Origin of the sequence: Winogradskyella costae, from assembly GCF_013403865.1 — a bacterium.
Taxonomy (GTDB): Bacteria; Bacteroidota; Bacteroidia; order Flavobacteriales; family Flavobacteriaceae; genus Winogradskyella; species Winogradskyella costae.
Genome location: NZ_JABFDK010000007.1, coordinates 36,642 through 58,292 on the forward strand (window position 1 = coordinate 36,642; position 21,651 = coordinate 58,292).

The following is a 21,651-nucleotide window of genomic DNA, read 5'->3' on the forward strand; positions in this document are numbered from 1 at the left end:
TATTATTTCAAAATCTGTTTTCTTCAAGTTTTAGTTATTAAAGTTATGTCCTAGATTTTAACGTACATTTAGAATTTTTGAAGTATATTTTGAACTATAATTAAACGATTACGCCTATACATTTAACTTTGGTATTTATACATTGTATTGTAAATACAGGTTATTTAGAAATTTACTACCTTGACAATCTATTACAACAATAGTTTTATGTCAGTTTTCAATAAATATAAATTCAATCTTAGTTTTTTATGTCTTACGCTAATTTTTAGTGTAATGTCATATGCGCAAGAGATTCCTCCTATTCAAATATTCACTCCCAATGATTATGGTGCAGATGACCAAAATTGGTCGATAACGCAATCTCAAAATGATTTTATATACGTAGCTAACAATAAAGGGCTTTTAGAATATAATGGGGCATCTTGGCAGCTGTACAATTCTCCAAATGAAGGAATTTTAAGAACTGTAAAGCTAGTCAATGGCGTTATTTTTTCTGGTGGATACATGGATTTTGGATTTTGGATAAAAAATAAAAAAGGAAAGCTTTCTTATACATCATTAAGCGATCATAAAGATTTATCGATTAAAGAAGATGAGGATTTTTGGGGAATTGTAAGTGTAGAGGATTTTGTGTTATTTCAGTCTTTCGATAGGATTTACATATATAACACAACAGAGGATAGTTTTAGTATTATCGATTCTGATACGAGAATCAATAAAATGTTTAAGGTAAAAGAGTCCGTTTATTTTCAAAAAATAGGTGTAGGTGTTTTTAAAATTGAAAATGGAGAAGCATCGTTAGTCATTCCGTCCAACGATATTGATAATACTGAGCTAGTAAATATTTTCAACTCTGATTCTGGACTACTTTTTCAAACAAAAGAAAAGGGCTTTTACAAGTTTAAAGATCAAAAAGTAGAACATTGGAATATAAGCTCAGATAGTTTATTAGCAGATATAAGTATCTATTGTAGTGTTAAATTAAAAGATGGGGGTTTCATTCTAGGAACAATTGCAAACGGAATTATCCATTTAGATGAAAATGGTGATGAATTAATGAAAATTGATCAATCCTATGGCTTAAGCAATAATACGGCGCTTTCAATGTTTGAAGATAGTTATGGAAATGTTTGGCTAGGGCTAGATAACGGAATTAATATCTTAAATTTAAATTCACCTTTTAAAGTTTATACGGATAAATTGGGTGTTTTAGGAACGGTCTATGCCGCCGCTCAAACTGACGATTTTCTTTACTTAGGGACTAATCAAGGTTTGTTTTATAAACCTAAAGGTTCTAATGTGAAATTTAATTTTATTAAAGGAACAAAAGGACAAGTTTGGTTTTTGTCGGTATTAAAACAGACGTTGTTTTGTGGGCATAATAAAGGGACATTCGTAATAGAAGGCGGCAAGGCGAAACAAGTTTCTTCAGAAATGGGGACATGGATTGTGAAAGAAATTGAAGGCTATCCCAATCTTTTAATTCAGGGGAATTATATAGGAATGAATATTTTAGAATATGTAAATAACACTTGGCAGTACAGAAATAAAGTTGAAGGTTTCACTGTGTCTTCTCGGTATTTTGAATTTATTAACCCACATGAGTTATTGGTAAGTCATGAGCATAAAGGTGTTTATAATGTTAAAATGGATAATGATTTTAGGTCTGTTTCTGAATATAGTAAATTACCCATTGGTTATGGAGTTGGGTCTAGTATAATCAGTTATAATAATACTATTTTATACAGTTATAAAGAAGGGGTTTTTAGTTATGACCTTAACAATAAGAACTTTGTGAATGATACGATTTTAAGTAATTTATTTAGTGAAGAGCAGTACATTTCTGGTAAACTTTTTAATGAAACTCCAAGGAATAAGTTGTGGGGATTTTCTAAAGATAAGATCATATATATTGAGCCCGGTAAATTGTCTAGTGAGCCTGAAATTAAAGTTATAGCGATTTCAAGTGAGTTGCGTAAAAGTAAGTCTGCATTTGAGAACATATTAGACTTAGGTGATGATAAATATTTAATCGGAACTACGGAAGGCTATCTCATTATCGATTTAAAGAAATTGGTGCAACAAGATTTTGATATGCACTTAAATAGTGTGGAATTTGGAAAGTTGCCAAACGAACTTTTACCTTTAGATTTAGTTGCGTCTCCAACGCTCAAAAATAAATCCAATAACGTACGATTTACCTATAGTGTCACAAATTACAATAAACTTTCTGCTTCTAAGTATCAGTATAAATTATCTGGTATTTATAATGAATGGAGTGATTGGTCAGGGAGTTCTGAAGTGTTTTTTAAGAACTTACCTCATGGGGATTATAATTTTGAGGCAAGAGCAATGACAGATGGGGTGGTATTAGATAATGACCTGTCTTATGATTTTAGTATTGAAAAGCCTTGGTACCTTAAACCTTTAGCTATCATTTCTTATATTTTGATGGCATTATTATTTATATACGTGCTTTTTTATTTTAATAAGAAACATTATAAGAAACAGCAGCAGAAGCTTATTAAAAAGAAAGAAAGACAATTGAAATTTGAGCAATTAGAAAACCAGCGTCAGTTAATTCAATTCAAAAATAAAAACTTGCAATTAAATATTGAGAATAAAAACAGGGAGCTTGGTATGGCAACCATGAATTTAGTTAAGCGTAATGAATTACTTAATAGTATTAAAAGTGAATTGTCTAAAAGCAAAACGCTAAACGAAGTTAAAAAAGTCATAAAGGTCATAAATTCAAATTTAAACAATACTAATGATTGGGAATTATTTGAAGAAGCCTTCAATAATGTAGATAAAGATTTTATGAAAAAGATGAAATCAATTCACCCAACTATTACTCCAAATGATTTAAGACTGTGTGCTTATTTAAGATTAAACCTGTCTTCTAAAGAGATAGCACCACTTCTAAATATCTCACATAAAAGTGTAGAGGTTAAGCGCTATCGTTTGCGTAAAAAGTTAGAATTAGACCACGAACAAAGCTTATCTAACTACATTATAGAGATTTAATAACTATACAGTATCGTTTTTTGCCTATACAACACCCATACAAAACCAATATACGCGTGTATTTCTCCATTTTTATTAAGGCAAGAACAATTAACTAAATACTTGGTATAAGCGGCTTTTATGTGAGATTTTAAGAGAATACATCACTTTATTTTAACGCGTATATATTTTGTATAGTCTTTTTTAGAGAATTTAATAATCTTTCGACTTAAATTTAACAAAATGATAATTTGGTTATTATCATAAGCTAATAATTAACGCTCTAAAAACTGTATTATGAGAAAACGCTTTCTTAAGTTAATATTCTTACTACTAGCAATTCCAATCTTTAGTCAATCTAATAATGTTGAGGTATTAAATAATGCCGAAGGAATGAAACTAATTGTTGATGGTGAAGATTTTATGATTAATGGTATGAATTGGGGTTATGTACCAATAGGTACAAATTTTAACTACAGTTTATGGAAGCAATCAGACGATGTTATTAAGGCAGCGCTAGATGCTGAAATGTCGTTATTAAAGAATATGGGTGTAAATGCTATTAGGCAATACACAGGTATACAACCGAAATGGATAACCTATATTTATGAGAATTATGGTATTTATACCATGCTTAATCATTCATTTGGCCGTTATGGTTTAACTATTAATGGGAGCTGGGTTGCGGTTACGGATTACAGAGACGAAGCAACTCAGAACATATTAATGGATGAAATCACTGAATTAGCTGAAACATATAAAGACACTCCTGGGCTACTATTATTTTTATTAGGAAATGAAAATAATTACGGATTATTTTGGGCAGGATCTGAAACGGAAGATTTTCCAGATGAAGAAGAACAGAGAAGAGAAGTTGGTGAGAAACGTGGACGTCCAATGTATAAGCTAATGAACGATGCAGCCATTAAAATGAAGTCAATCGATTCATCTCACCCGATTGCAATCTGTAATGGAGATTTATTGTTTTCCGAAATAATAGCAGAAGAGTGTAAAGATGTCGATATCTACGGTACAAATATGTATCGCGGCAAGTCATTTGGTGATGCTTTTGAAAGGGTTAAAAATGAACTTAACATGCCAATCTTATTCACAGAGTTTGGATCAGATGCCTTTAATGCTGTTGACAATGAAGAAGATCAAAAAATGCAAGCATTTTTTGTTGTAGAAAACTGGAAAGAAATTTACCAAAATGCAGCCGGATTGGGTAAGGCAGGCAATTCAATAGGTGGTTTTACTTTTCAATTTAGTGATGGCTGGTGGAAACTAGGACAAACAAAAAATTTAGATGTTCATGATACTGGAGCGTCTTGGGCAAATGGAGGTTATTATTTAGATATGAAAGATGGAAATAATAATATGAATGAAGAGTGGTTTGGTATATGTGCAAAAGGTCCAACAAATGAAAGAGGATTATATACCTTATACCCACGTTCTGCATACTATTCTTTAAAAGAGGCACATCAAGTTAATCCTTATGACGAAGACATGACGGGTGATTTTATATCAAACTATTTTTCTAATATTAATTTAATGGATGGTGTCTTAAGGGCACGAGGAGATAAAGCATTATTAGGAGGTAACGATTCTCAAAAAATAAGAATTAGCAGACTTACTGCAGAATTCTCAACATTTAATACAGGGGGAAGTTTAATTACTACACCAGACAATGTAGATGAGGATTCAGATGCATTTCCAAACCAACTAGGCTTCGATCATATGGAGTCATATTTCGTTGGAATTGAAGGTAAGCCGGCTTCAAATATGAGAGCTAATGTTAATTTTAACGTAGTTGGTAATATTGCAGGAAATCCAATTGACGAAATTTTCTATGAAAACAGATCAAGAGCAGTCAATGTTGATTCTGATGATGGAGAAGTTACACTTACGGATATTAATAGAGTTAATGTTTATGATGCAGAATTTGAATGGAATGCTAAGGATTTTGATTTAAGAGGATTCTATCGTACAGGGCATTATCATTGGGCATATGAAGGAGATATTTTTAATCTATATCCCGAAGCTAATTACGGTCCTAACTTAGATATCTACGGTGGCGAAATTTTAGGATTAGAAATAGATGGAAAAGGGGATTTAAGTGGTTTAAAAGCTGCTTTCGGACCTCAACTTTGGTGGGGAGCAAATCCAACCGCTTTACTTAAATACAGTCGTAAAGTTGGAAAATGGGATATGACAGGTGTTTACCATAGAGATCTTCAAACAGAGCTTCGATTTGATGAAAATGGGCAACGAATATTAGATGCAAATCAAGTTCGTAGTGGTATTATTCCAGCATGGCCAACGGAAAGAGCAACCATTGCTGTAGAAAGAAAATTAGGAAAATTTGGACTTACCGCAGGAGCTATTTGGGCAGGTAGTCCACTTAACGGAAGTTCATTCCAAGATGTAACGGGTGGTCCTGGAAATTACACCGTTTATGAAGATAAAGTTACAAGTAAAGATAATTGGGGTGGAAAAGCCAAAATTACATATCAAGAAGGTAAAATAAATGCCTATGCTCAAGCTGCCGTTATGGGATTAGTTGCTAATGCCGGGGCAGATCAAACGCAAACATTTACAGGTTGGAAATTAAAAGATAATGGAAGCGGAAACCAATCTAATGTTCTTGCAGGATTTACATATACTGTTGGTGATTTTCAAATAGCACCAAACTTCTTATGGCAAAAGCCTTTAGTAGATGCAATGCCAAGTGATGTGGATGCGCCTGGTAGATTAAGAAATGTAATTGAAGACCCATTTGCGGTTAGAAATAATAGGGAGACAACAGCAGGAGAAATGTTAATTACGTTCGATCCAACTCCTGGAACATGGATGTATGAATGGGATAACGACCGCACTGAAGACGCCAAATTTGCGATGAACCTTGGTTTTGTTTACCGTCATCTTCCTACACAGCAAGATGCGCATATTGGTTTCCTAGCCAATCGCCAGTTCTTTGCTTTCCCTACATCTGCACCAGCAGAAGATTTGTGGGAGGTAAGTACAAGAATGGTATCCAAGTTAAATCCAGACTTAGGGGTTATTGGAAATTTCTATTATGGTAATGGCCAGGCAAACGGTGATAGTGATAGATTAATAAAAAGATTTGGTGGTGATGTAAGACTGATTTACAACAAAATGAAAGTTGAGACACATGTTAAAATAAATGATTGGGGACCTTTTGATTATCATAGAGATTTCAACTTAACGTATCCAGTACAGTTGATGTTAGATGTGTCAACCTCTTTAGGAAAACCAGATTGGTTTATATTACCAAGCACAGTGATTGGGATAAGAGGAACATGGCGTTCACTTGATGCTAACTCACCAAGGTACTCTCCTTTAGCGGCATCAGAATTTGAAGTAGCACCTATCAGTGCTGTTGGATTTCCTGATGGATCTGAATGGGAGATTAGAACCTATGTACATATTAATATTGGAAAATAAAAAAGCGAAAAATGAAAAATACAAGTTTAATTCAAATTAAGAGAACATTCGTTTTAGGGATGGTTTTAGTCCTAGCTTTAGGATGTGAAAGAGATCTTACGGATGATGCAATACCAGCAACTTTCGCAAAAGTAGGGGACATATTTACAGATGACTTCGTATCTATGGGAAGTGATTTTTACTTTCCTTTTGGTGGGTCAAAATTAGATGCTTTCTCTGTAGATACAGAAGAAGGTTATGAAAGTTCAGCTTCTTATCGTATTGATGTGCCAAATTCAGATGATCCAGCGGGTAATTATGCTGGTGCTATATTAAGAGTTGATGGTGCAGGTAGAGATTTATCGGGTTATGATGCCTTGACATTTTGGGCAAAAGCATCGCGTGGTGTTAGTATAGATGCTGTTGGGTTTGGTCAAGATTTCTTAGATAATAAATTTCAAGTTAATGCTAGTAATCTAAGTGTTGGTACTAATTGGTCAAAATTTACTATTCCGATCCCAGATGCTTCTAAATTAACAGAAGAGCGAGGTCTGTTTTGGTATGCTGCAGGTACGCAGGCCACAGGAGGTTCTGGTTATGTCATTTGGTTAGATGAAATTAAGTTTGAAAACTTAGGAAACATCGCACATCCAAGACCTGCTATTTTAAACGGAAGCAATGTGATAGAAGAAACCTTTAGTGGTGCTACAATTGCATTAACGGGGCTTACTCAAACATTAAATTTGGCTTCTGGGGTTAATCAAGAGGTTACGATATCTCCAAATTATTTTGCTTTTACATCTTCAAATACAAGTGTTGCAACAGTTAGTGAATTAGGTATCGTTGACATTGTAGGTGGTGGTGAAGCAGTAATTACTGCTACGTTAGACGGAATGGATGCAGAGGGCTCACTAAATATTACATCATTGGGCGATTTTAATCCGGCTCCTGTACCTACAGTAGAGGCTAGCTCTGTAATTTCAATTTTTAGTGATGCTTATACAAATGAACCTGTAGATTACTATAATGGGTATTGGGCGCCGTTTCAAACGACTCAAGGTCAGAATGATATTCAAGTTAACGGAGATAACATTATCAAATATTCTGAACTAAACTTTGTTGGAATTCAATTTGCCGTAGATGTACCCACTATTGATGTTTCTCAAATGACACATTTCCACATAGATATTCAGGTACAAGGCGATATCGATCCAGGCGACTTTTTACAGGTTAAACTTCAGGATATTGGAGCTGATAATGCGTTTGGAGGTACTGATGATTCTGATGACGAATTAACCTTAACTAACACCACTTTGGTTTCTAATAGCTGGGTGAGTATTGATGTTCCGATTTCAGACTTTCCAGGGTTAACGAGTAGATCTAATTTGGCTCAAGTAGTGTTCATTTCTGATGCAACAATTACAGATGTCTATGTAGATAATATTTATTTCTATGAAATATCAGCAGAACCAACTGACGCTGCTCCAACTCCAACTGTTCCTGCTGCAAATGTGATTTCAATTTTTAGTGATGCCTATGCTAATGTAGCAGGTACAAATTTAAATCCAGACTGGGGACAGGCAACAGCAGTTACAGAAGAAGCTATTGAAGGTAATAATGCGTTAAAATACTCAGGTTTAGATTACCAAGGAATTCTATTAGGTTCGGCTCAAGATGTATCTAGTATGACGCATTTACATATCGATTATTTCACAGCAAATTCTACAGCACTTAATGCTTTTTTAATTAGTTCAGGTCCTATAGAAAAAGCGAAGGCACTAGCTGTGCCAAGTGCTTCGGGTTGGACAAGTTTAGAAATTCCATTAGCGGATTTCAATCCTGTAGATCTTGCAGATATTATTCAATTAAAATTTGATGGAAACGGTGACATTTATATAGATAATATCTATTTCCATAATTAAAATTAGAAATTTAAAATAGTCAAAAAAGAATTAACATGGAATCATCAATAAAGAATAAAATATCAGTAGCCGTAAGTTTATTTACAGCTGTTATACTAGTTACGTTTTTGAGTTGTTCAACAGATGAAACTCAGACGGTAACAAATTTTACTAATTTAACTATGGCAGACGAATTTGATTTGCCAGGTACACCAGATCCTACAATTTGGGGTTACGATATTGGTACAGGTCAAAATGGCTGGGGAAATAATGAATTACAATATTACACAGATCGTTCAGAGAATATTATAGTAGAAGATGGTTTACTTAAGTTTACTGTAAGGCAAGAATCATATGAAGGTTCTGGGTATACTTCGGCAAGAATTCTTACTAAAGGTAAATTTGAACAACAACACGGCCGTTTTGAAGCTCGAATTAAATTGCCTTGGGGCCAAGGATTATGGCCAGCATTTTGGATGTTAGGAGATGATAATGATGGTACCGAAGTTTGGCCACAAATTGGTGAAATTGATATTATGGAAAATCGCGGACAAGAACCAACTATAGTTGGTGGTGCGGTGCATGGACCAGGGTATTCTGGTGGGACAGCAATATCTAAGCCTTATGAATTAGAGAATGATCGTTTCGATACTGATTTTCATGTTTTTGGAATAGAATGGGGTGAGGATTACATAAACTATTATGTAGATGATGTTTTGTATAATCGAATCACACCAGATGATGTTCCTGGAGAGTGGGTTTATAATGATTCGTTTTATATCATAATGAATGTCGCAGTAGGAGGATCTTATGTAGGATCACCAAATGCATCTACAGTATTCCCTCAAGAAATGTTAGTAGACTACGTAAGAGTTTATTCAGCAGAATAATTAATACAAAATTTATTGAGGACCGAGAGTTTATCTCGGTCTTTTACACAACCGAAGAAAATTACTAAAATCAACTAGACTTATACTTTGAAGAACACAGCACTAAATAGAGACGTAAAATTAGAACAAGTTACAATAGAGAACGAGACCTATTTCAAAATTAGAAATAGTATCCAAATGCGTCCGTTTTTTATGAGTATTGTAAGCGATTCTAACCATTGGATGTTTATTTCTAGTAACGGCGGATTATCAGCAGGACGTAAAAATTCTGAGTTTGCCTTATTTCCATACTATACAGACGATAAAATAACAGAATCTGCTGATATTACTGGCAACAAATCAATTTTTCAAGTTCGTAAAAATGACGAAGAATTTATTTGGGAACCATTATCTATAAGACCGTTAGGAGGCTATAAAATAACTCAAAATCTTTATAAAAATAGATTTGGGAATAAGGTGATTTTCGAAGAAATTAATCACGATTTAGAATTAACATTTAGATATCAATGGAGTTCTAGTAATACATATGGTTTTGTAAAGAAGTCTACTTTGATTAATTCTTCAAAAGAATCTGTGAATATTACTCTTATGGATGGTATTCAAAATATTGTGCCTGCTGGTATAGGTAGTTTTATTCAAAATCAATCGAGTAATTTAGTTGATGCTTACAAGCGAAATGAATTAGAGAAATCTACAGGGCTTGGAATCTATGCACTTAGTGCAATTTTGGTTGATAAGGCTGAAGCCAGTGAAGCATTAAAAGCAAATGTTGTTTGGTCTTTAGGTTTAGAGCATCCAAAACATTTAGTGTCATCTTTACAGCTGAATAACTTTAGATTAGGTAAATCTATAAATGAAGAAGTTGACGTAAAAGCAGAAAAAGGAGCTTATTTTATTTCTACACAAATTGAGTTGACTTCAGAAGCATCAAAGGAATGGATGTTTATTACAGATGTAAATAAAAATCATTCAGATATCGCTTTATTATCTAAACAAATAAGAGAAGATAAATCATTAGCCTTAAAGGTGAATGAAGATATAAACAAAGGAACTGAAAATCTTATCGAGTTAAGTGCAGCTTCAGATGCCATTCAAGTTACAGGAGATAGTTTAAGAGATACACGTCATTTTGCCAATACGTTATTTAACATAATGCGTGGTGGTATATTTGACGATAATTATAAAATCGAAAAGTGGGATTTTAGTAATTATCTAGAAAATGCCAACAAGAAAGTAGCACGAACATCAGAGCCTATTTTGGCAAAACTTCCAAAGGTGTTTTCATTAGAAGAAATAAAAAAAATAGCATATAATAGTGACGATAAAAACTTTAGACGTCTTTGTTTAGAATATATGCCGTTAAAATTTAGTCGCCGTCATGGAGATCCAAGTCGACCTTGGAATAAATTCTCTATTAACACTAAAAGCGAAATTGATGGTTCTAAGATTTTAGATTACGAAGGAAATTGGAGAGATATATTTCAAAATTGGGAAGCCTTGGCGCATTCTTATCCTCAGTTTATTGAAAGTATGATTCATAAATTCTTAAACGCAACAACCTTTGATGGCTACAATCCTTACAGAGTAACAAAAGGCGGGTTTGATTGGGAAACAATAGAACCAGATGATCCATGGTCTTATATTGGCTATTGGGGCGATCATCAAATTATTTACTTGCTTAAATTCTTAGAGTTTATCCAAAATCATCAACCAGGGAAATTAGACAGTTTCTTTAAAAAAGACTTATTTGTTTACGCAAATGTGCCTTATAAAATAAAGCCGTATAAAGACTTACTAAAAAACCCTAAAGACACCATTGTTTTTGATGATGTATTAGATCATAAAATTAACGAAGAACGCGAGCAATTAGGAGCAGATGGTGCCTTACTTAGAGACGAGAATAGATTTATTATAAAGGCAAATTTTATCGAAAAAATCTTAGCAACCTCATTAGCAAAATTGTCTAATTTCATTCCTGAAGGTGGTATTTGGATGAATACACAACGTCCAGAATGGAATGATGCAAACAATGCCTTAGTTGGTAATGGAGTTTCCATGGTTACGCTTTATTATTTGAGACGTTTTTTCAATTTCTTTGAGGAATTGTTAGGTTCAACTACTATTGATGAGGTAGAAATCTCAAATGAGATCTTTGATTTCTTCAATAGTGTGTTAGAAACTTTTGAAAACAATAAAAATTTATTGTCTGCATCAATTAATGATTCAGATAAAAAAATAATATTAGATAGCCTAGGAAAAGCAGGTAGTGAGTTTAGAACACGTATCTACGAACACGCATTTTCGGGTAGGAAATCAACACTTTCAATTAGTAGATTGAAAGATTTTGTTAGCATTGGTAAATCTTTTTTAGAGCATTCTATCAGAGCAAACAAACGCTCAGATAACTTATATCACGCCTACAATTTAGTCACAGTAAATGATGATTCTGTTTCTATTTCATATTTAAGCGAAATGCTAGAAGGTCAGGTTGCTGTTTTAAGTTCAGGATATTTAAATACTAAAGAAACATTAGAGGTCTTAGATGCCCTAAAACAAAGTAAACTTTTCAGAGAAGATCAGTACAGTTATATACTATACCCAAATAAAGAACTTAAAGGGTTTTTAGATCGAAATACAATTTCTAAAGACCACGTACATTCCTCTCAATTAATGCAAGCATTAGTAAAGGATGGTAATGTTCAAATCCTCGAAAAGGATGTAAATGGTGAGTATCATTTTAATGGCAACTTTAAAAATGCTAGTGATGTTACTTCAGCATTAGAAAAACTTTCTGAAACAAAATATAAGTCACTTGTACAATCAGATACATCAAAAGTGTTACAAGCTTTTGAAGCTGTATTTAATCACAAAGCATTTACAGGTAGATCAGGTACATTTTATGGTTACGAAGGATTAGGGTCTATATATTGGCATATGGTTTCTAAATTGTTATTAGCAGTGCAAGAATCGTGTATTAAGGCGGTTAATGATGGTGAGAGTGATGTTTTAGTAAGTAGGTTATTAGAGCATTTTTACGAAATAAATGCAGGTATAGGGGTGCATAAATCACCAGAATTATATGGTGCATTCCCAACCGATCCTTACTCACATACACCAGGTGGTAAAGGAGCACAACAACCAGGGATGACAGGCCAAGTAAAAGAAGATGTTTTGAGTCGCTTTGGAGAGTTAGGAATTTTTGTTTCTGAAGGAAAGTTGATTTTTAATCCATGTCTGTTACGAAAAAGAGAATTTTTTAATGAAGCCACTAGTTTCAACTATACCGATGTTTTTAAAGAGAAGAAAACGATTGAAATGGTCAAAGGATCATTAGGATTTACGTATTGCCAAGTACCTATTGTTTATCAAATTTCGGAAAAAGATAGTTTAGAAATTTCTTTAAAAGATGGAAGTGTCAAAATATTTGAGAGTTTAAAAATTGATACCGCAACGAGCGCTAAAATTTTTATGCGAACAGGTGAGGTGACTAAAATTATGGCACATATTAGTTCAAGTTATTTAAAATAAAAACGTAAGACAATGAAATTAAAATTAATTGTGCTTGGTGTATTGGTAGCTGTATTTATAATGTCTTGCAATGAAAATAAAAAAGAAAAAAGTGTTGTAAATCAAATGATGAAAGAAATGACAGCTAAAGATATATTAGGTGATCCAGACTATTTAGCAATTTCTTACGGAGGTTATAGGGAAACTAACAGAGATGTTCAGCCTACAATTCTAGAGCTAAAAGAGGATATGAAAATCCTCAATGCTATGGGAGTAAAAGTGCTTAGAACGTATAATGTTCATTTCGATCAAGCTGCAAATCTGCTAAAAGCAATAGACGAACTAAAAGAGGAAGATGCTACTTTTGAGATGTATGTTATGCTTGGTATTTGGATTGATTGTAAAAACGCTTTTAATTGGGAAGCGGGTGAACCAGATCATAGCCAAGAAAGTGAACGAAATTCTTTAGAAGTAGATACAGCTGTTGCACTCGCAAAACAATATCCAAACATCGTAAAGATTTTAGCGGTTGGAAATGAAGCGATGGTAAAATGGGCAACAAGTTATTATGTGCAACCATGGATTATTTTAAAATGGGTAACCCATCTTCAAGATTTGAAAAAAACAGGAGATTTACCAGCAGATTTATGGATCACAAGTTCAGATGATTTTTCATCTTGGGGTGGAGGTGATCCAAGTTATCATACAGAAGATTTAGAAAAAATAGCAAATGCGGTCGATTTTATCTCGATGCATACTTATCCATATCACCAATCGCATTACAATTCGGATTTTTGGAAGGTGCCAGAGCAAGAAGAAAATTTATCAGATAAAGAAAAAGTTGATGCAGCCATGTTACGAGCTGTAGATTTCGCTAAAAGACAGTATGATAGTGTAGCAAATTATATGAACAGTATTGGGGTTAATAAACCCATTCATATTGGAGAAACAGGTTGGGCTTCTATCTCAGATGGTCATTATGGAAAAGCAGGATCAAGAGCAACAGATGAGTATAAACAAGGACTTTATTACAACCATTTACGTGAGTGGACTAATACTAATAAAATTGCATGTTTCTATTTCGAAGCTTTTGATGAACAATGGAAAGATGGGCAAAACCCTTTAGGTTCTGAAAATCATTTTGGATTAATTAACTTAAAAAGTGAAGCTAAATATCCGCTATGGAATTTGGTAGATAAAGAAGCGTTCAAAGGTTTAACGAGAGACGGAAAACCGATTACGAAAACATATGATGGTAATATTGAAACCTTGATGAAAGAAGTTTTAGTGCCAAATACAGAATATCCAAAATAGAAATATCCTAACCATGTAAAAGTTATTTTACTTGCTTTATTTTTTAAAAGTTTTTGCCCAACAAATTCTTAAAGAAATAGACGAGTCTAAGTGAGGACTGTATAATTAACACTATTTAGGTGACATTTTTGTAAAATATTTAAGACAATATAAACACCATAGACTAATGATACAATCAAAAAAGTATACGATATGAAAATACCAAAATATTCAATATTGGCAGTCTTAATACTTACTGTAATGAGTTGTGCTTCTGAGAAAAAGGAAAATAAAGATTTGAAAGTTGAAATTTATGAAACTTCGGCAAGTGGAAATTCATTAACCAAGATTACTGAGTTATCTTCAATTGATACAACTTCAGTTATAAAGATCTTACCTGAGAAGAAGTTTCAGACCATAACAGGTTTTGGAGGTTCTTTTACGGAGTCAACGGCCTATTTACTTAATAGATTGAGTAAAAAAAATAGAGATACTATTATTGAAGCTTATTTCGGTGAAGATGGAGCGCGGTACTCACTGACAAGAACTCATATCGCGTCTTGTGACTTTTCTTTAAGTAATTACACCTATGCACCTGAGGCAGATGATATGGAATTAAAGAGTTTCAATATAGATGATGATAGAGATGACTTGATACCGCTGATTAAAGATGCCCAAGCAATTTCAAAAGATGGATTTAAAATAATTTCTTCGCCTTGGTCGTCACCACCTTGGATGAAAGACAATCAGGACTACGTTGGAGGTAAATTATTGCCAAAATACTACGATGTATTCGCTCTATATTTTTCAAAATACCTTGATGCTTATAAAGCTGAAGGTATAGATATTTGGGGATTAACACCCGTTAATGAACCTCATGGCAATGGCAATAATTGGGAAAGTATGCACTTTACGCCAGAAGAAGAAACTGATTTTGTTCAAAACCATTTAGGACCAAAATTAGAAGCTAATGGATACGGTAGCATCAATATTTTGGGATATGATCAGAACAGAAAAGGTATAAAAGAATGGGTTGATGAAATGTATAAAGACGAGACTTCTTCAAAATATTTTGCAGGATTAGCTGTGCATTGGTATGAGAGCACTTATGATTATTTTCCAGAAGAATTACAATATGCACATAATAAAGCACCCAATAAATATTTAATTGAAACTGAGGGCTGTGTAGATTCTGAAATTCCTAAATGGCAAGATGACGCTTGGTATTGGAGAAAAGAAGCAACTGATTGGGGTTGGGATTGGGCATCTGCAGAGGATAAACATTTACATCCTAAATATGCGCCTGTGAATAGATATGCAAGAGATATCATAGGTTGTCTTAATAATTGGGTTGACGGTTGGATAGATTGGAATATGGTACTCGATAAACAAGGCGGACCAAATTGGTTTGAAAATTGGTGTGTTGCACCAGTAATTGTAGACCCAGATAACGATGAGGTTTATTTTACACCCTTATATTACACTATGGCACATTTTAGCAAATACATTAGACCAGAAGCACAAGTAATCGGAGTAGAAAATCCTGATACAGAATTAATGATTACTGCGGCGCAAAACCCTGATGGATCAATAGCCGTAGTGCTTTTTAACGAAGGTAGTACCGAAAAGAACTTCGCTTTAAATCTTAACGATAAGCTTGTAACTATTAAAATTAATGCCCAAGCCATTCAGACTGTTGTAATACCACAATCTTAAAAACTATATAATTACTTAACTAATTTAAAACCGCTACTATGTCTAAAACAGCAAGTAAAGTACCAATGGGAAAAAAAATTGCCTTTGGATTAGGTATGTTAGCAAATCAAATGTTTCCTGCTGCTTTAGGAATATTTATGGTGGTACTAGTGAAAGATCTAGGATTTCCGACGTGGATGTGGGGAATTTTATATTTTCTACCTCGTATTTTTGATTCTATTACAGATCCAATTATGGGGTATATTTCCGATAATACAAGGTCTAAATGGGGAAGAAGACGTCATTATGTATTTCTTGGAGCTATAATCATGGGAATTTCATTTGCCTTAATGTGGCAACTTCATAGAGAGGATACATTAGATTATAACTTTTGGTATTACTTAATTTGGTCTTTACTATTTTATTTGGGCTTAACAATTTTTAGCGTACCCTATGTAGCTATGGGTTACGAGATGAGTGATGATTTTCATGAGCGTACCAATATTATGGCTGTTGCACAATGGATTGGACAATGGGCTTGGGTTTTAGCGCCATGGTTATGGGTCATTATGTACGATCCATCTTGGTTTGAGTCTGGTGATGTCGCTACAAGAACATTAGCCATTTGGGTTGCTGTAGTTTGTTCTATTTTAGCTATGGTTCCTGCGATTTTTATAAAAGATAAATCTACTTTAAATGATGATAATCTAGAACCACTAAATCTAAGAGGTGTAGGAGGAAGTTTAAAGAAAATACTCAAAGGATTTCAAGAAGCTTTTAAATTAGAACCATTTAGAAAGTTATGTATTGCTACGTTTTTAGTTTTTAATGCCTTTAATACTGTTGCTGCATTTTCATTTTTTATAATAGTTTATTACCTCTTTAATGGTGATGCCGGTGCAGCTTGGATTTGGCCGACCTTATTTGGAAGTGTAGGTGCTTTGGTTACAACGTTCGTTGTAATCCCTATTGTAGAGCGAATGTCTAAAAAAATAGGCAAGAAACAAGCGTTCTTGGTGTCTCAAGGAATCTCAATAATAGGTTACATAATGTTGTGGTTTTTGTTCATTCCAGGGAAACCCTATATGTTTTTATTCGCATTACCATTTTTCTCATTTGGTATTGGGGGTCTGTTTACACTTATGATGTCTATGACTGCTGATGTTTGTGATTTAGATGAATTAAACTTTGGTCAGCGTCGCGAAGGCATTTTTGGAGCTATTTATTGGTGGATGGTAAAATTTGGTTTTGCCATTGCAGGAGGTTTAAGTGCTCTAATTATGTGGGCTGTAGATTTTACTCCAGATGCAGCAACTCAACCAGAAGGAGCCGTTACAGGACTTAGGTTTTTCTTTTCTGCTTTTCCAATATTAGGAACTGCAATTGCGATGTATGTAATGAGAAGCTATGATCTTACGGAAGCACGCGCTATGGAAATTAGTGCTGAATTACAAAATCGTAAAGCCAAAAAGAAATCAAGACAACAGTCTTCTGTATATGGGGCAGGTAATCTACTTTCAGTAATTAATAGCGATATTAAATTAGAGGATTACAAAGAAATTGACTTTACTAATAAAAGTGTTGAGCAAGCACAAATGCTTTTTCGAGAAAAATTAAATGCGAAACTTCACGGTTTATGTTTTAGTCCTTATGCTGAAGGTCAAGATATAGATGATATACTAACAGAGTCTCAAATTCGTAGACGTATGAATATTATTTCACCTTATACAAAATGGATTCGTTCATTTTCATGTACTGAAGGAAATGAATTGATACCGGAAATAGCTCACGAAAAAGGATTGAAATCTATTGTTGGTGCATGGATAAGTGACGATGAAGTTAGAAATGAGAGAGAAATTGAAACCTTGATAAAATTGGCTAAAGGTGGTTTTGTCGATATCGCAGCTGTTGGGAACGAAGTATTGTTACGTGGAGATGTTTCTGAAGACGCCTTAATCGTTTACATTAATAGAGTGAAACATGCTTTATCTGACTTGGATATTCCTGTTGGGTATGTAGATACCTATTTCGAATATCATAAGCGTCCAAATTTAGTCGATGCAACGGATGTTATACTTGCTAATTGTTATCCGTTTTGGGAAGGTTTTAGTATTGATGATTCTTTACAGTATTTACGAGAAATGCATGCGATTACAAAACATGTCGCCAAAGGGAAACGCATAATTATAACAGAAACTGGTTGGCCTAGTCAAGGAGCAGCAAATGAAGATGCTCACCCATCACAAATTAATGCCATGAAATATTTCATACAGACTCAAGATTGGTCCCATAAAGAAGGAGTAGAATTGTTTCATTTTTCATCGTTTGATGAATCTTGGAAAGTGCGGGTTGAAGGTGAATTGGGAGCACGTTGGGGAATATGGAGTAAGGACGAAAAATTAAAGTACAGGTAACGTATTTTAACCATAGAGTATTATGTCTAAAAGAGAATAAAATTTTTTAGCGTTAGCATCTTTTTATGAGTCACGTAAAGTTTGAGGTGAAGGAGATGTAGGAGCTTTTCGGAGGATTTGGAATAAAAATAAAAAAATAAAAGATTAAAGTCAGATATTCAGCATTTTACCAACACAACATTACCGCTACTAAGGAAGATCTTATGCTGTTGCAGTAATTTGTAAAAGCTTTAAAAACCCTTTATATCATTGAGCTCAATTAGTTTTAATGTATTGGTAGCCATCAATGTTTTAAGTGTATGTTTTTTGTTGTGGTAGAATTATCTATAATGTATTAAATCTTAACTAAATTTATCAAACTCTATATTTTATAAATAACAATTAACTAAACAAAAACAACAATTATGAAAAAATTTACTTTTCTTTTCCTGATGCTATCAGTAGTATTAGGTTACTCGCAAGGGCCGGCAGATAATGCGGCAACACCACCAACGAGAGACGCAGTCGATGTGATTTCAATCTTTAGTGATGAATATGCTAATGTAATGGGTACGGATTTTAATCCAAATTGGGGTCAATCTGGTTTTGGCGTAGCAAATACTGCTTTCGATCCAGGTACTGGAAACTTAGCTTTAGGTTATCCAAATTTCAATTATCAAGGAGTTCAATTCGGAAGCGTTCAAAATATCTCATCTATGGAGTTTTTGCATGTTGATATTTGGATTGATGGTACCTTTAATCCTAATGTATTTGTAATTAGTTCGGGAGCAGAAATTGCTCATGGAATAACAAATGCAGGATCAGGTACGTGGACAAGTGTAGATATTCCTGTTTCAGGAATCACTGGAGACTTATCAAACGCTATTCAGTTTAAATTTGATAATGGTAATGGGTCTTCTGATGGCATTTATGTAGATAACTTATATTTTTGGAAAAATCCAACAGCACCTGGATCAGATGCTACTTTAAGCGATTTACAAATTGATGCTACAACAATTAATGGTTTTAGTTCGGGTGTTTTTAATTACAATTATGGTTTATCTCCAGGTATAACAGATATTCCTCAAATTACTGCGGCAACTTCAACAGATGCAACAGCGACATCTGTAACGATAAATCAAGCTACTGCACTTCCTGGTAATGCAAGTGTTGTAGTTGTTTCACAAAATGGATTGATTACAGAGACTTATACAGTTTCATTTACTTTTGAAGGTCCTCCTTCAGCGGCAACAGATCCAATAGCTAGAAATGCGTGGGATGTTATTTCTTTGTATAGCGATGCTTACACTGACGTTGCTAGTACATTTGATGCAGGTTGGTGTGGATTTTCTTCTGTTGAAGAAGTTATGATTTTTGGTAATCCAACTCAAAAATACTTAAATAATGCTTGTCAAGGAATAGTATTAGATACAGCTGTTGATGCTAGTACTTTTAATGCTGCTGCGGGTACTAATTTACATGTTGATGTTTATATAGAAGCTGGTACTGATTTAGTTTCTTCTGTTTTTAATTTGAAATTAGTAAATCAGCCAGGTGGTGCAGCATTCGAAATTAATTTAAATGCTGGTTCTTCTCCTGCTTTAGTAGCTGGTAGCTGGATGTCAATTGATATCCCTTTAGATTTAACCACTTTTACTGGTTTTAAAGAATTTGGTATCACCTCTAATCTTCCAAGTAAGGTATGGTATGACAACTTATATGTTTATAGAGCACCAACGACGTTAAGTACTAACGAATTTGAATTAGAAAATGTGAGTGTATATCCAAATCCTACAAATTCAGTTTGGAATATTCAAACTACCAATCAGAGCATTAGTTCAGTACAGGTGTTTGATGTATTAGGAAAGCAAGTTGTTTCTATGACTCCAAATTCAACTGATGTGTCAATTGATGCTTCTGGTTTAATCAAAGGAATTTATATTGCTAAGATTATTTCTGACAATGGAATTAAAACAATTAAGTTAATTAAAAAATAATCGCATTATTTACAGGAAGGTTGCTAATAGATACCCTCCATTAAATTAAAGCTTAGTTTAGGAGCGATTAGATGAGCTAAAATTCATTTAATCGCTTCTTATTTTAAACATTAAGCTTAGGATTTTTTTTAACAAGAGTTAAAGTTTTAATTCAATTAGATACTGTGTTAGTTAATGTGTATTTTAATACTATTAACTCAAGTTAGAATTCAAAAATAAATTATAAATCAGTAATACTGAAGACGTAATTATCAGTTTGAATAAGCCTATGTTAACACCCCTAATTCAGATAAAAAGATAATTGATACTAGTGATGTCAATAAGACTATTTGTTAAGCTCAAAAATCTATTAAAAATGACTCTCAAATAAATAAAACTTGTTAAAAACTAGTTTGAATATTTTTTAATAAGAATTATAAAGAGCGTATATTATACGCTCTTTCTCGATTATATAAAAGATTAAAATAATGACGACACTTAAAGAATTAGCTGCCCTTTTAAATATTTCAGTTTCAACCGTTTCAAAAGCGTTAAATGACAGTCATGAAATTAGTGAGAATACTAGGGTCCGAGTCAAAGAACTTGCCACTAAACTTAACTATAGACCTAATAGAATAGCACAGCAATTAAAAACTAATAAAACTAAAATTATTGGCGTTATTCTTCCGACGGTTACTAACCCGTTTTTTGCGGAAGTATTACATGGTATAGAAAAAACAGCCACGAATAACGACTATGATATCATTGTTTGTTTATCTAATGAAACCTTGCATAAAGAAAAACGAAGTTTAGATCTTTTAGCTAATGGAAGTGTTGATGGGTTTATAATAGCAGTAGCAAGAGAGAGTCAAGTCAAAGAACAAACAGATCATATAAAGTCTGCTATAAAAAGTAAATTACCTGTATTAATGTTTGATAGAGTCGTTGATGATATTGAATGTAATAAAGTAATAGTCGATGATTTTCAATCTGTTTACGACGCTACTGAACATTTAATAGTGAAAGAAAAACGAAAAAACATTCTGCTGGTAAGTAATATAGAAGAACTCAGTGTTGGTCAACTTAGAATGAGTGGTTACACAAAAGCTTTAGAAGATCATAATTTAGATCTCCATATTTTAAAATTAGATAATGCTGTTGATACTGATGTAGAAAAGCGAATATATGATTACTTAAAGGAGAATACCTCCATCGACGCTATTCTGTCAATTGATCATATTACAGGTATTGTTGCGATTAATATGGCTAAAAAGTTAGGTAAAAACATTCCTAAAGATTTGTCTGTAGTTGGTTTTGGTTACGAGCATACACAATTACTTTCGAGTCCAAAAATTTCTATTATCCATCAAAAAGCACATAAGATAGGAGAGATGTCTACAGAATTATTGATTGATAATATTAAAGATGAAAATTTAAAAATGAAAACTATTGTAGTGCCTAGCGAGTTAAAACTAAGTGAATCATCGTAAACTAAATTTTAAAAATAGGGCATAAAAAAAAGCTTGATAAAAATCAAGCTCATTTT

At 33.4% G+C, this 21,651-nt stretch carries 10 protein-coding genes; all 10 read left to right on the forward strand.

Annotation, left to right across the window (positions count from 1 at the left end; genetic code table 11):
* The first annotated feature begins 273 nt into the window (after nucleotides 1-273).
* The 10 genes from HM986_RS13550 to HM986_RS13595 all read left to right on the forward strand — a co-directional run bounded on the left by HM986_RS13550 (nucleotide 274) and on the right by HM986_RS13595 (nucleotide 21,595).
* The gene (locus tag HM986_RS13550; RefSeq protein ID WP_246288511.1) at nucleotides 274-3,027 is read left to right on the forward strand and encodes a helix-turn-helix and ligand-binding sensor domain-containing protein; all 2,754 of its coding nucleotides are present in this window, start codon (nucleotides 274-276) and stop codon (nucleotides 3,025-3,027) included.
* A 276-nt stretch (nucleotides 3,028-3,303) separates the two neighbouring features.
* Nucleotides 3,304-6,471 (forward strand): glycoside hydrolase family 2 TIM barrel-domain containing protein, encoded by a 3,168-nt coding sequence (locus HM986_RS13555; protein WP_179335634.1) that lies wholly within the window; start codon nucleotides 3,304-3,306, stop codon nucleotides 6,469-6,471.
* Between the two features lie 11 nt (nucleotides 6,472-6,482).
* On the forward strand, nucleotides 6,483-8,372 hold the full coding sequence (locus HM986_RS13560) for an Ig-like domain-containing protein (RefSeq protein ID WP_179335635.1): 1,890 nt from the start codon (nucleotides 6,483-6,485) through the stop codon (nucleotides 8,370-8,372).
* A gap of 35 nt (nucleotides 8,373-8,407) precedes the next feature.
* Entirely contained in the window at nucleotides 8,408-9,241 is an 834-nt protein-coding gene (locus HM986_RS13565; RefSeq protein WP_179335636.1) for a glycoside hydrolase family 16 protein, read from the forward strand.
* 87 nt (nucleotides 9,242-9,328) lie between these two features.
* A complete protein-coding gene (locus HM986_RS13570) occupies nucleotides 9,329-12,769 on the forward strand; it encodes a hypothetical protein (RefSeq protein ID WP_179335637.1) in 3,441 nt (1,146 codons plus the stop codon).
* Between the two features lie 12 nt (nucleotides 12,770-12,781).
* Nucleotides 12,782-14,062: a glycosyl hydrolase family 17 protein gene (locus tag HM986_RS13575; RefSeq protein WP_179335638.1), complete on the forward strand. Its 1,281-nt coding sequence runs from the start codon at nucleotides 12,782-12,784 to the stop codon at nucleotides 14,060-14,062.
* Between the two features lie 192 nt (nucleotides 14,063-14,254).
* Nucleotides 14,255-15,757 (forward strand): glycoside hydrolase family 30 protein, encoded by a 1,503-nt coding sequence (locus HM986_RS13580; protein WP_179335639.1) that lies wholly within the window; start codon nucleotides 14,255-14,257, stop codon nucleotides 15,755-15,757.
* 38 nt (nucleotides 15,758-15,795) lie between these two features.
* Nucleotides 15,796-18,150, forward strand: coding sequence for an MFS transporter (locus tag HM986_RS13585; protein WP_218841443.1), 2,355 nt, complete (start codon nucleotides 15,796-15,798; stop codon nucleotides 18,148-18,150).
* 404 nt (nucleotides 18,151-18,554) lie between these two features.
* Nucleotides 18,555-20,126 (forward strand): T9SS type A sorting domain-containing protein, encoded by a 1,572-nt coding sequence (locus HM986_RS13590; protein WP_179335640.1) that lies wholly within the window; start codon nucleotides 18,555-18,557, stop codon nucleotides 20,124-20,126.
* Between the two features lie 467 nt (nucleotides 20,127-20,593).
* Complete coding sequence (locus HM986_RS13595) at nucleotides 20,594-21,595, forward strand: LacI family DNA-binding transcriptional regulator (RefSeq protein WP_179335641.1); 1,002 nt, start codon at nucleotides 20,594-20,596, stop codon at nucleotides 21,593-21,595.
* The last annotated feature ends 56 nt before the right edge of the window (nucleotides 21,596-21,651 follow it).

What these genes read in the sequence shown, in the direction of transcription:
- HM986_RS13560 (WP_179335635.1), top strand. Translation starts at nt 6,483, where the DNA reads ATGAAAAATACAAGTTTAATTCAAATTAAGAGAACATTCGTTTTAGGG.
- HM986_RS13580 (WP_179335639.1), top strand. Translation starts at nt 14,255, where the DNA reads ATGAAAATACCAAAATATTCAATATTGGCAGTCTTAATACTTACTGTA.
- HM986_RS13550 (WP_246288511.1), top strand. Translation starts at nt 274, where the DNA reads ATGTCATATGCGCAAGAGATTCCTCCTATTCAAATATTCACTCCCAAT.
- HM986_RS13555 (WP_179335634.1), top strand. Translation starts at nt 3,304, where the DNA reads ATGAGAAAACGCTTTCTTAAGTTAATATTCTTACTACTAGCAATTCCA.
- HM986_RS13565 (WP_179335636.1), top strand. Translation starts at nt 8,408, where the DNA reads ATGGAATCATCAATAAAGAATAAAATATCAGTAGCCGTAAGTTTATTT.
- HM986_RS13575 (WP_179335638.1), top strand. Translation starts at nt 12,782, where the DNA reads ATGAAATTAAAATTAATTGTGCTTGGTGTATTGGTAGCTGTATTTATA.
- HM986_RS13595 (WP_179335641.1), top strand. Translation starts at nt 20,594, where the DNA reads ATGACGACACTTAAAGAATTAGCTGCCCTTTTAAATATTTCAGTTTCA.
- HM986_RS13590 (WP_179335640.1), top strand. Translation starts at nt 18,555, where the DNA reads ATGAAAAAATTTACTTTTCTTTTCCTGATGCTATCAGTAGTATTAGGT.
- HM986_RS13585 (WP_218841443.1), top strand. Translation starts at nt 15,796, where the DNA reads ATGTCTAAAACAGCAAGTAAAGTACCAATGGGAAAAAAAATTGCCTTT.